The sequence below is a fragment of the Citrobacter sp. Cb023 genome (assembly GCF_030336805.1).
Lineage (GTDB): Bacteria > Pseudomonadota > Gammaproteobacteria > Enterobacterales > Enterobacteriaceae > Citrobacter > Citrobacter braakii.
The window spans coordinates 470,642-483,275 of sequence record NZ_JAOWCV010000025.1; the positions used below are offsets into that span (position 1 = coordinate 470,642).

Annotated in this window: 10 protein-coding genes; 9 read left to right on the forward strand and 1 reads right to left on the reverse strand. The window is 53.7% G+C overall.

Annotated features, from left to right (window positions below; translation table 11 throughout):
• The first annotated feature begins 301 nt into the window (after positions 1-301).
• From OGW44_RS03575 to fadK, 5 genes are all read left to right on the forward strand, one after another.
• On the forward strand, positions 302-1,066 hold the full coding sequence (locus OGW44_RS03575) for an electron transfer flavoprotein (RefSeq protein WP_016156353.1): 765 nt from the start codon (positions 302-304) through the stop codon (positions 1,064-1,066).
• A gap of 21 nt (positions 1,067-1,087) precedes the next feature.
• Entirely contained in the window at positions 1,088-2,023 is a 936-nt protein-coding gene (locus tag OGW44_RS03580) for an electron transfer flavoprotein subunit alpha (protein WP_016156352.1), read from the forward strand.
• Between the two features lie 53 nt (positions 2,024-2,076).
• Positions 2,077-3,366: an FAD-dependent oxidoreductase gene (locus OGW44_RS03585; protein WP_049040471.1), complete on the forward strand. Its 1,290-nt coding sequence runs from the start codon at positions 2,077-2,079 to the stop codon at positions 3,364-3,366.
• The gene (locus tag OGW44_RS03590) at positions 3,363-3,656 is read left to right on the forward strand and encodes a ferredoxin family protein (protein WP_016152887.1); all 294 of its coding nucleotides are present in this window, start codon (positions 3,363-3,365) and stop codon (positions 3,654-3,656) included. The genes OGW44_RS03585 and OGW44_RS03590 overlap by 4 nt, the downstream gene beginning before the upstream one ends.
• An 83-nt stretch (positions 3,657-3,739) precedes the next feature.
• Positions 3,740-5,386 (forward strand): medium-chain fatty-acid--CoA ligase, encoded by a 1,647-nt coding sequence (gene fadK, locus OGW44_RS03595; protein ID WP_153646487.1) that lies wholly within the window; start codon positions 3,740-3,742, stop codon positions 5,384-5,386.
• A 95-nt stretch (positions 5,387-5,481) separates the two neighbouring features.
• Here fadK and ppsA read toward each other — a convergent pair whose 3' ends face one another.
• Positions 5,482-7,860, reverse strand: a complete 2,379-nt coding sequence (ppsA, locus tag OGW44_RS03600) for a phosphoenolpyruvate synthase (protein WP_019076667.1) — start codon at positions 7,858-7,860, stop codon at positions 5,482-5,484.
• Positions 7,861-8,188: 328 nt separating this feature from the next.
• Here ppsA and ppsR point away from each other — a divergent pair, with 328 nt between their 5' ends.
• The 4 genes from ppsR (at position 8,189) to OGW44_RS03620 (ending at position 12,610) form a co-directional block, all read left to right on the forward strand.
• Positions 8,189-9,022 carry a posphoenolpyruvate synthetase regulatory kinase/phosphorylase PpsR gene (gene ppsR, locus OGW44_RS03605; protein ID WP_016152884.1) on the forward strand — a complete coding sequence of 278 codons (834 nt, stop codon included), beginning with the start codon at positions 8,189-8,191 and terminating at the stop codon, positions 9,020-9,022.
• Between the two features lie 126 nt (positions 9,023-9,148).
• Positions 9,149-10,195 carry a 3-deoxy-7-phosphoheptulonate synthase AroH gene (aroH, locus tag OGW44_RS03610; RefSeq protein WP_016152883.1) on the forward strand — a complete coding sequence of 349 codons (1,047 nt, stop codon included), beginning with the start codon at positions 9,149-9,151 and terminating at the stop codon, positions 10,193-10,195.
• Between the two features lie 124 nt (positions 10,196-10,319).
• The gene (hemP, locus tag OGW44_RS03615) at positions 10,320-10,550 is read left to right on the forward strand and encodes a hemin uptake protein HemP (protein WP_072034386.1); all 231 of its coding nucleotides are present in this window, start codon (positions 10,320-10,322) and stop codon (positions 10,548-10,550) included.
• A gap of 74 nt (positions 10,551-10,624) precedes the next feature.
• Positions 10,625-12,610, forward strand: coding sequence for a TonB-dependent hemoglobin/transferrin/lactoferrin family receptor (locus OGW44_RS03620; RefSeq protein WP_019076664.1), 1,986 nt, complete (start codon positions 10,625-10,627; stop codon positions 12,608-12,610).
• The last annotated feature ends 24 nt before the right edge of the window (positions 12,611-12,634 follow it).

The following is a 12,634-nucleotide window of genomic DNA, read 5'->3' on the forward strand; positions in this document are numbered from 1 at the left end:
GCATTAATAATTTACATATAAGAAACAAATTCAGCGCAGAGGCGATTAAAAACATGACGCATTTCGCAATTATTTTCACTGTCTTTGTGTTCCCGTTTTTTCCTCTGGTACGCACCGTCTGATTATTGCTGATAAACCAGGCATTCCCGGGACGTTTTTTTTGCAAGATTGTTGGCAATGAAAACAGATTTCCCCGTCGAAAACAGCCCTCCCTCTGTCGCACACTATTTTCAGTCAATTTTCCCTACTGTCGATAATGACGCACCACGTCATCATCCACACGAGAATCACTGGAGATGCCATGAAAATAATAACCTGCTTTAAGTTGGTGCCTGAAGAACAGGACATTGTTGTTACCCCACAGCGCTCGCTTAACTTTGACCGGGCCGATGCCAAAATCAGCCAGTTTGACTTAAATGCGATAGAGGCCGCAGCGCAGCTTAGCGCGGAGGGTGATGAAATCATCGCCTTAACGGTGGGCGGGTCGCTACTACAAAACTCCAAAGTGCGTAAAGACGTGCTGTCCCGCGGGCCGGACAGTTTGTATATGGTGCAGGATGCACAACTGGAGCATTCATTACCCCGGGATACCGCTCAGGCGCTGGCCTGTGCGGCCAACAATATGGATTTCGACCTGATGCTGTTCGGTGAAGGATCGGGGGATATCTACGCGCAGCAGGTCGGCTTACTGGTTGGCGAACTATTACAGCTCCCGGTGATTAATGCCGTCAGCAGCATCCAACGTAACGGCGATCGCCTTGTGGTTGAGCGCACGCTTGAAGATGAAGTCGAAGTAATTGATCTGCCGCTCCCCGCCGTACTGTGCGTGACGTCGGATATCAACACACCGCGTATTCCCTCGATGAAGGCGATTCTGGGCGCGGGTAAAAAACCGGTCACCCCGTGGCAAGCCAGCGATATTGGTTGGATACCTGCGTCACCGTTAGCGGAGCTGGTGAGTCTTACCGTGCCGCCGCAAACCGAACGTCAGCACATCATTCTGGAAAATGACTCAGCAGAAGCCATTGCCGAACTGGCTGAACACCTGAAAAAAGCCCTGAACTAAGCCCAACGGAGAGAAATCATCATGAGTAAATTAGCCAACGTCTGGGTGTTCAGCGATAACGTAGAACGCTATGCAGAATTAATGGCCGGCGCTCGCCTGTGGGGTGAGCAGGTACACCTTATCGTACAAGGCAGCGACCAGGCCAATCAGTTGCAAGCCCTGGGCGCCGATAAGATAGTCGTGCTCGACGCAACCTCCGGTTTACAGCGTGTTGAAAATTACGCTGAGACCATCGCCGCCCTGATGCAGGAACACGCCGGGCTGCTGCTGATGTCCGCGACTAAACGAGCCAAATCCCTTGGCGCACGCTTAAGCATTCAGCTCAACGCAGCGATGGTGAACGACGCCACATCGGTAACGCTGGATGCAGGCATTTTGTTCGCCGAACACCGGATGTATGGTGGTCTGGCATTTGGCAAAGAAAAAATCAAAAGTACGCTGGCGATTATCACGCTTGCCCCAGGCCAGCTTGAACCGGTCGCGGAAAACGCCTTGCACAACTGCCCGGTTGTCTCAGCAACGTACATCGCGCCGTACCATGAAGTGATGTGCCTGGAGCGTCGCGCCAAATCCGTGAGCAGTGTGGATCTCAGCAAAGCTAAGCGCGTGGTGGGTGTGGGTCGCGGTCTGGTGGCGCAAAACGATCTGGAAATGGTGCGCCAACTGGCATCGGTGCTGGGTGCTGAAGTGGGTTGTTCACGACCGATTGCCGAAGGCGAAAACTGGATGGAACGCGAACGCTACATTGGCGTTTCTGGCGTGTTATTGAAATCAGACCTGTATCTCACGCTGGGCATCTCAGGACAAATTCAGCATATGGTCGGCGGTAACGGCGCGAAAGTCATTGTCGCCATCAACAAAGATAAAAAAGCCCCTATTTTCAATTACGCCGATTACGGTCTGGTGGGCGACATCTACAAAGTGGTTCCGGCCCTTATCGACCATCTCAGCCGCTAATCCCGTTAACGCACATCTCCCGCTGCCCTCGCGGCGGGAAAGGAGCATAAAGCATGTCAGATGAAAAATTTGATGCCATTGTGGTCGGGGCTGGTGTAGCGGGTACAATGGCAGGCTACGTTATGGCCCGGGCCGGACTGGACGTACTGGTCATTGAGCGCGGCAACAGTGCGGGCAGTAAAAATATGACCGGCGGGAGACTCTACGCGCATAGCCTTGAGCGCATCATGCCCGGATTCGCACAGGAAGCGCCTCTCGAACGTAAAGTCACCCGCGAAAAAATCTCCTTCCTGACCGAAGAGAGCGCCGTTACCCTCGACTTCCATCGTGAAAAAGACAACGCGCCAGCGCAGGACTCTTATACCGTTTTGCGCAACCGGCTTGACCCATGGCTAATGGAAAAAGCGGAACAGGCTGGCGTGCAGTTCATCCCCGGCGTGCGCGTCGACGCGCTAATTCGCGAAGGCAATAAGGTCACCGGAGTGCAAGCCGGGGACGATATCCTTGAAGCCAATATTGTCATCCTAGCCGATGGCGTTAATTCTATGCTGGGACGGTCGCTGGGAATGGTTCCCCCCTCTTCTGCGCAGCACTATGCCGTTGGCGTAAAAGAGCTGATCGGCTTACCGTCGGCGGTGATTGCGGATCGGTTCAATCTGTCAGGCAACGAAGGTGCAGCCTGGCTGTTCGCAGGCTCACCGTCTGATGGACTGATGGGAGGCGGATTTCTGTATACCAACCAGGATTCCATCTCTCTGGGCCTGGTGTGTGGTCTGGGGGATATTGCCCATGCCACGAAAAGCATTCCGCAAATGCTGGAAGACTTTAAGCGACACCCGACTATTCGTCCGCTGATTGCCGGCGGTGAACTGCTGGAGTATTCCGCACATATGGTACCGGAAGGCGGTCTGGCAATGGTTCCGAAACTGGTTGATGACGGGGTAATGATCGTCGGCGATGCCGCTGGTTTCTGTCTGAATCTGGGTTATACCGTGCGCGGCATGGATTTGGCGATAGCCTCCGCAGAAGCCGCCGCCCAAACAGCCATTGCAGCAAAAGAGCGCCAGGATTACTCGGCCAGTAGCCTGATGGATTACAAACGCGCCCTCGAACAGGGCTGTGTGATGCGTGATTTGCAGCATTTTCGCAAGATCCCGGCGCTGATGGAAAACCCGCGCCTGTTCACCCAGTATCCCCGCATGGTGGCCGATATCATGAACGATATGTTTACCGTTGACGGAAGCCCAAATCAGCCCGTTCGCAAGATGATCATGTCCCATGCCAGGCAGATTGGGCTGATGAACTTACTGAAAGACGGCATCAAGGGGGCCACCGCACTATGAATCAGGACACTAACGTTAACGTCGACGTCAAACTGGGCGTCAATAAATTTAATGTTGATGAAGGCCACCCGCACATCATTCTGGCTGAACATCCCGACCTTAATGAATTTCGCAAGTTGCTGAAAGCCTGCCCCGCCGGACTGTATAAACAGGATGAGAGTGGAAATATTCATTTTGATTCCGCAGGCTGCCTGGAGTGCGGCACCTGCCGGGTGCTGTGCGGTGACACGATCCTCACACAATGGGAATACCCGCTCGGAACATTTGGCGTTGATTTCCGCTACGGCTAACGGATTTTGCATGTTGTACGCCGGATTGGCCCCGCCTGGCCATCCGGTCAGATGTATGCCGAAATAATCCTGGGAATAACTTCATGAGTATCACACTTACGTTTAACGCCGAACGTCGCCAGGCCTGGCGACAACTGGGTTTATGGGGAGATGCTTCGCTTGGCGATTACTGGCACCAAACCGCCAGAGCCATGCCGGATAAAATCGCCGTGGTTGATAATCATGGCGCTTCATATACCTACGCTGCACTCGACGATGCTGCCAGCAGTCTGGCAACCTGGTTTGTAGCCTGCGGGATCCAACCCGGCGATCGCATTGCCTTTCAGTTGCCTGGCTGGTGCGAGTTCACCATTATCTACCTGGCCTGCCTGAAAACCGGAGCCGTTTCCGTACCACTGCTGCCTGCCTGGCGCGAAGCGGAACTGGTGTGGGTACTGAACAAATGCAAAGCGAAGATTTTTTTCGCACCGACGTTGTTTAAACAGACCCGACCGGTTGATCTGATCCTCCCCTTGCAAAACCAGTTGCCGCATCTGCAACAGATTGTCGCCGTAGATAAACTGGCACCGGCCACCGCCTCGCTGGCGTTCAGCCAACTGCTTCAGGCTCCGCCATTAACCCAGGTTATTAACGTTCACGCCGATGAACTGGCTGCCGTGCTGTTTACCTCCGGAACCGAGGGAATGCCGAAAGGCGTAATGTTAACCCACAACAATATCCTTGCCAGCGAACGCGCCTACTGTGCCCGACTCAATCTCACCTGGCAGGATGTGGTTTTGATGCCCGCCCCACTGGGACACGCTACCGGTTTTTTGCATGGCGTTACCGCGCCGTTTTTAATCGGCGCACGCAGCGTATTGTTGGATATATTCACCCCAACCGCCTGTCTTGAACTGCTCGAGCAACAACGCTGTACCTGCGTGCTCGGTGCAACCCCCTTCGTCTACGACATGTTGTGTAGTCTGGAAAAACGGCCCTGTGATCTCACATCACTACGTTTTTTCTTATGCGGTGGCACCACCATTCCGCAAAAGATTGCCCGTGACTGCCAACAGCGCGGCATTAAATTGTTAAGCATCTATGGTTCGACGGAGAGCTCGCCGCATGCGCTGGTCAATCTCGACGATTCACTTTCACGCATGATGAACACCGATGGATATGCCGCCGCAGGCGTGGAAATTAAAGTCGTCGATGAAGCGCGCAATACGTTGCCTGCAGGGGTCGAAGGTGAAGAGGCCTCGCGTGGCCCCAATGTTTTTATGGGCTACCTCGATGAGCCTGAACTGACCGCCCGCGCGCTGGATAAAGATGGCTGGTATTACAGTGGCGACTTATGTCGCATGGACGAAGCGGGATACATCAAAATTACCGGGCGTAAAAAAGATATTATTGTGCGCGGAGGGGAAAACATCAGCAGCCGCGAAGTGGAGGATATTTTATTGCAGCATCCGCGCATTCATGATGCCTGCGTTGTCGCGATGCCAGACGATCGGTTAGGTGAACGGTCGTGCGCTTATGTGGTGCTGAAACCGCCGCATCATTCGCTGTCGTTGGAATCAGTGGTGGCCTTTTTTAGCCGCAAACGGGTGGCAAAGTATAAATATCCGGAACACATCGTCATTGTCGAAACGTTACCGCGCACGGCGTCAGGCAAGGTACAAAAATACCAGCTGCGTCAGGATATCATTCAGCGTTTAAGCGTGGAGAGTGTGGAAAGCGTTGAAGGGTAAAGTACCGGATGGCGATGCTAACACCTCTAATCCGGCCTACGTTGCATACTAACCGTAGGCCGGGTAAGGCATTTACGCCACCATCCGGCATGATGTTACTTCTTCAGTTCAGCCAGGCTCAGCCAGGTCTGCACGACGGTGTCCGGGTTCAGCGACAGACTGTCGATCCCCTCTTCCATCAGCCAGGCGGCGAAGTCTTCGTGATCGGATGGACCCTGACCGCAAATACCCACGTATTTGCCCTGTTTCTTGGCTGCACGAATCGCCATCGACAGCAGCGCTTTCACCGCGTCGTTACGCTCGTCAAACAGTTCAGAAACCACACCAGAGTCACGGTCCAGTCCCAACGCCAGCTGCGTCATGTCGTTTGAACCGATGGAGAAGCCGTCAAAGTACTCAAGGAACTGTTCGGCCAGCAAGGCGTTGGACGGGATCTCACACATCATGATGATCTTCAGTCCGTTCTCACCGCGTTTCAGCCCCTGACGCGCCAGCTCTTCCACTACCGCTTTCGCCTGGGCAACGGTACGGACAAACGGTACCATCACTTCTACGTTAGTCAGGCCCATATCGTTACGGACACGTTTCACTGCGTCACATTCCAGCGCGAAACAGTCGCGGAAGCTATCAGCAATGTAACGGCCCGCCCCGCGGAAGCCCAGCATCGGGTTCTCTTCATGCGGCTCATAACGCTCACCGCCGACGAGGTTGGCATATTCGTTGGACTTAAAGTCTGACATACGCACGATAACGCGTTTTGGATAGAACGCCGCACCCAGCGTAGCGATCCCTTCCGTCAGACGACCAACGTAGAATTCACGCGGGGAATCAAAACCTTTCATCATGCCGCGGATTTCGTTTTGCAGCTCAGGCGTCTGGTCATCGAACTCCAGCAACGCACGCGGGTGTACGCCAATCATGCGGTTGATGATAAATTCCAGACGCGCCAGGCCGACACCTTCGTTTGGCAGACAGGCGAAGTCGAAAGCCCGGTCCGGGTTACCCACGTTCATCATCACCTTCAACGGCAGATCCGGCATGGTCTCCACGCTGGAACTCTTCACGCTGAAGTCGAGCATCTCAGCGTAAACATAACCGGTATCACCTTCGGCACAGGAGACAGTGACTTTCTCACCGTCCTTCATACGCTCGGTGGCATCACCACAGCCAACCACGGCCGGGATCCCCAGTTCACGGGCAATGATCGCCGCGTGACAGGTACGACCGCCACGGTTGGTGACAATCGCCGCCGCTTTCTTCATGATCGGTTCCCAGTCCGGATCGGTCATGTCGGTAACCAGGACGTCGCCAGGTTCGATACGGTTCATTTCGCTGATGTCCTGAATGACTTTGACCGGACCCGCGCCAATGCGGTGACCGATAGCACGACCTTCAGCAATAATTTTACCCTGAGCATGCAGCGTATAACGCTCCATCACCTGGCCGCGCGAGCGCACGGTTTCCGGACGCGCCTGCACAATGAACAGCTTGCCGGTATGACCGTCTTTCGCCCATTCGATGTCCATCGGACGACCGTAGTGCTTCTCGATCTGTACCGCCTGCTTCGCCAGCTCCTGCACTTCTTCGTTGGTCAGGGAGAAAATGTCGCGCTGCTCCTGCGGTACATCTTCAATCGTCACCTGCTTGCCGTGTTCCTGGGTTGGCGCGTAGACCATACGGATTTTTTTCGAACCCATTGTGCGACGGACGATCGCCGGACGGTTTGCCGCCAGAGTCGGTTTGTGCACGTAGAATTCATCCGGGTTAACGGCACCCTGCACGACCATCTCGCCCAGGCCCCATGCGGAAGTGATGAACACCACCTGATCGAAACCGGATTCGGTATCGATGGAGAACATTACGCCGGAAGACGCGAGGTCTGAGCGCACCATCCGCTGAACGCCAGCAGAGAGCGCTACGCCACGATGGTCATAACCCTGGTGAACGCGATAAGAGATTGCTCGGTCGTTAAACAGCGAGGCGAAGACGTGTTTGATAGCAACCAGTACGGCATCAAATCCCTGGACGTTGAGGAAGGTTTCCTGCTGACCGGCAAATGACGCATCTGGCATATCTTCTGCGGTGGCGGAAGAGCGCACGGCAAAAGAGGCATGGGCATCGTCTGCTGACAGCTGCGCGTAGGCATCGCGGACGGCATTTTCCAGCTCCGGCTGGAAAGGAGTGTCGATAATCCACTGGCGGATCTGTGCGCCGGCTTTCGCAAGCTCGGTGACATCGTCAATATCCGTTTTATCCAGCAGCTCATAAATGCGCTGGTTTACACCGCTCTGGTCCAGAAACTGGTTAAACGCATCGGCGGTCGTTGCAAAACCATTCGGTACGGAAACACCCATACCGGAAAGGTTAGTAATCATTTCACCCAGGGAGGCATTTTTGCCCCCAACTCTGTCTACATCATTCATGCCGAGTTGGTTATACCAAAGCACCAGCGGTGACGAGCCATTGTTGGACATCGAACAATCCTTATATATGAACGAGGTTAGGAAACTCAATTTTGCGTAATTATCTTTGCATATTTACTTCAGCGAAAAAAACGGTGAATCGTTCAAGCAACTTTATTTTTTATTTTTTCAGATTGTTTCCGCATTTGCGCAAACCCGCGAGCCACAGGGGATCACCACAAAAACTACCGGTATAAACATTTGTTCCGAAAAATGAAATGTACTTTTCAGTAAATATAAAAATACCGTTTCATTTTACAAAATAGATGCAGCAATATTCGCTTCTGGCGAATTTTAATTTATGCTTTCAGAGAATTATGTCAGCCCCAGGATGAGCAAAATGGATAATGCTGTTGATCGTCACGTATTTTATATTTCTGATGGTACGGCCATCACCGCCGAGGTATTGGGCCACGCGGTAATGTCGCAATTTCCGGTTACGATCAGCAGCATTACGCTGCCGTTTGTGGAAAATGAGAGTCGTGCGCGAGCGGTTAAAGACCAGATTGACGCGATCTATCAACAAACTGGCGTGCGCCCTCTGGTGTTTTACTCTATCGTTTTGCCGGAAATTCGCTCGATCATTTTGCAAAGCGAAGGATTTTGTCAGGATATCGTGCAGGCGTTGGTTGCCCCACTGCAACAAGAGATGAAGCTCGACCCTACGCCGATCGCCCATCGTACCCACGGCCTGAACCCCGGCAACCTTAACAAGTACGACGCGCGCATTGCCGCCATTGATTATACCCTCGCTCATGACGACGGTATTTCGTTGCGCAACCTCGATCAGGCGCAGGTGATCCTGCTTGGCGTTTCCCGTTGCGGTAAAACCCCGACCAGTTTGTATCTGGCCATGCAGTTTGGCATTCGCGCGGCCAACTACCCCTTTATTGCCGATGATATGGATAATCTGGTGCTGCCAGCGTCCCTGAAGCCGTTACAGCATAAATTGTTCGGCCTGACCATCGACCCTGAGCGCCTGGCAGCCATCCGCGAAGAGCGCCGGGAAAACAGCCGCTACGCCTCGATGCGCCAGTGCCGGATGGAGGTTGCTGAGGTGGAAGCGCTGTACCGAAAAAACCAGATCCCATGGCTGAACAGTACCAATTATTCGGTAGAAGAGATTGCTACCAAGATCCTCGACATCATGGGGCTGAATCGCCGCATGTACTAGAATGCTAGTGCATTGGTTCGATTTTTTGTTATTATGCTCGCCACCAGGCAGGATGAGTATGATATTGTGATATACATCACTTCCCGGTAGTCCTGCCGTTGAAGCAACAAATTTCTGAGACAAGTAATGAACAGAACCGATGAACTCCGTACTGCGCGTATTGACAACCTGGTCACTCCAGCAGAGCTTGCGCAACGGCATCCTGTTTCGTCCTCCGTCGCCCGTCATGTTACGGACTCCCGACGCCGGATAGAAAAAATTTTAAATGGTGAAGACGCTCGTTTACTGGTGATCGTAGGTCCCTGCTCGATTCACGATCTTGATGCCGCCATGGAATACGCGACGCGTTTACAGGCGCTGCGCGAAAAACATCAGGCGCGTCTGGAAATCGTGATGCGCACTTATTTTGAAAAACCGCGCACCGTAGTGGGCTGGAAAGGCTTAATTTCCGACCCAGATTTAAACGGCAGCTACCGCGTGAACCACGGCATTGAACTGGCACGCAAACTGCTGTTGCAGGTCAATGAACTGGGCGTACCCACGGCAACAGAATTCCTCGACATGGTGACCGGTCAGTTTATTGCCGATTTAATCAGTTGGGGAGCCATTGGCGCACGCACCACCGAAAGCCAGATCCACCGTGAAATGGCCTCTGCGCTTTCCTGCCCGGTCGGCTTTAAAAACGGTACGGATGGCAATACGCGTATTGCCGTCGATGCGATTCGCGCCTCCCGTGCCAGCCATATGTTCCTCTCTCCGGATAAAACCGGCCAGATGACCATTTATCAGACCAGCGGTAATCCTTACGGGCATATCATCATGCGCGGCGGTAAAAAGCCGAATTATTATGCTGAAGATATTGCCGCCGCCTGCGATACCCTGCACGAATTTTCCCTGCCTGAACATCTGGTGGTCGATTTTAGCCATGGCAATTGCCAGAAGCAGCATCGTCGTCAGTTGGACGTTTGTGATGATGTGTGCCAGCAAATTCGCAATGGTTCGACGGCGATTGCCGGGATTATGGCGGAGAGTTTCCTGCGTGAAGGTACGCAAAAAATCGTTAGCGGCCAGCCGCTGGTTTACGGCCAGTCCATTACCGACCCGTGCCTGAACTGGGAAGATACTGAACTGCTGGTTGAAAAACTCGCCTCTGCGGTTGATAGCCGTTTTTAATGCTGTTCGCCGGGTAACATCACGTTGCCCGGTGCTAATCCTTTGTTTTCCCCCTCCTTATTGTACAAAATCTATTCTCGTCACAATTATTTCACAAAAAGGCTTGCCGCAATTTTGCAGTCTGATGATAATGATTATCATTGTTAAATTGATTGTTATTTTTAAACACTATTCACGTATGGATAACACAACAACGCCCGCAAAAGAAAAAACACCGCCTGCCGTCGCGCCAAACGAGCGCCGAATTGACAGTAAAAGTCTGCTGGGCAAAGAGGGGCGCGTGATCATAGAACACGATGGTCAGCTCTATCTGCTGCGCCAGACACAAGCCGGAAAACTCATTCTGACCAAATAAACACCACTTTTCGCCAGCCACCCAGGTAGTACCCAGGCAGCCAGCGCTTTTCGATTTCCTAATGGAGAGTTGCTATGCCACACCTGCACACTGCATCCCTGCGCCCTTCGCTCTTGGCGCTGGCGATTATCAGTAACCTGCCCGCCGTCGCGTATGCGGCGGTAGAAGATATGACCGTCACCGCTACCGGCAATGCCCGAAGTGCTTTTGAAGCACCGATGATGGTCAGCGTGATTGATGCCACCGCGCCGGAAAACCAGACCGCCAGCTCGGCAGCCGACCTGTTGCGTACGGTTCCGGGCCTGACCCTTGACGGCACCGGTCGCACTAACGGCCAGGACGTGAATCTGCGCGGCTACGATCGACGTGGCGTTCTGGTGCTGGTTGATGGCGTTCGTCAGGGAACCGACACCGGACACCTGAACAGTACCTTCCTCGATCCGGCGCTGATCAAACGCATCGAGGTCGTCCGTGGCCCTTCTGCACTGCTGTACGGTAGCGGCGCGTTAGGTGGAGTGATCGCCTATGACACTGCGGATGCCAAAGATCTGCTGGAAGCCGGACAAAACAGTGGTTATCGCGTGTTCGGTACCGCGGCAACCGGCGATCATAGCCTCGGTATGGGCGCCAGCGCGTTTGGTCGCACCGATACGCTGGACGGACTGCTTGCCTGGTCCAGTCGCGATCGCGGTGATTTGCGCCAGAGCGACGGTACTACGGCGCCAAACGACGAAGCGATTAACAATATGCTGGCGAAGGGCAGCTGGAAAATCGACAGCGCCCAGACGCTGGCCGGCTCGCTGCGTTACTACAACAATGACGCCCGTGAACCTAAAAACCCGCAAACCAGCGCGGCGGATGCCACCAGCAACCCGATGACCGATCGCTCAACCATCCAGCGCGACGCGCAACTGACCTACTCGATTGCTCCAGCCGACAATGACTGGTTGAACGCGGATGCCCGCGTCTACTGGTCCGAAGCACGCATTAATGCGCAAAACACGGATAACACCGGCGAGTTTCGCAAACAAACCACCAAAGGCGGCAAAATCGACAACCGCAGCCGCCTGTTTACCGACTCTTTTGCATCTCATTTACTGACCTACGGCGGGGAATACTATCGTCAGGAACAACAGCCAGGCGGCGCAACCACCGGTTTCCCGGAGGCAAAAATCGATTTCAGCTCCGGTTGGCTACAAGATGAAATCACCCTGCGCGACCTGCCGGTTACGCTGCTGGGCGGTACCCGTTATGACTCTTATCGTGGCAGCAGCGACGGCTATGAAGATGTCGATGCCGATAAATGGTCGTCCCGCGCCGGGCTCACCGTTGCGCCAACCGACTGGCTGATGCTGTTCGGTTCATACGCTCAGGCCTTCCGTGCGCCGACCATGGGCGAGATGTATAACGATGCGAAACACTTCTCGATTGGCCGTTTTTACACCAACTACTGGGTGCCAAACCCTAACCTACGCCCGGAAACCAACGAAACCCAGGAATACGGATTTGGCCTGCGCTTTGACGATCTGTTGATGGCGAGCGATGCGCTCGAATTTAAAGCCAGCTATTTCGACACCAAAGCGAAAGATTACATCTCCACCAGCGTCGACTTCGCCGCCGCGACAACCATGTCCTATAACGTACCCAACGCCAAAATCTGGGGCTGGGACGTGATGGCGAAATATTCCGCCGATCTGTTCAGCCTCGACATGGCCTATAACCGTACGCGCGGCAAAGATACAGACACCGGCGAATACATTTCCAGCATTAACCCGGATACCGTCACCAGCAAACTGAACGTACCGGTTGCGCACAGCGGTTTCTCCGTTGGCTGGATAGGTACATTTGCTGACCGTTCAACGCATATCAGCAGCAGCTACACGAAACAGCCCGGTTATGCGGTAAACGATTTCTACGTGAGCTATCAGGGCCAACAAGCGCTGAAAGGCATGACCACCACGCTGGTACTGGGCAACGCCTTCGACAAAGAGTACTGGTCGCCGCAGGGCATTCCGCAGGATGGTCGTAATGGCAAAATTTTCGTGAGTTATCAGTGGTAATCACTTTTCCCCGGTTCGCCGGGG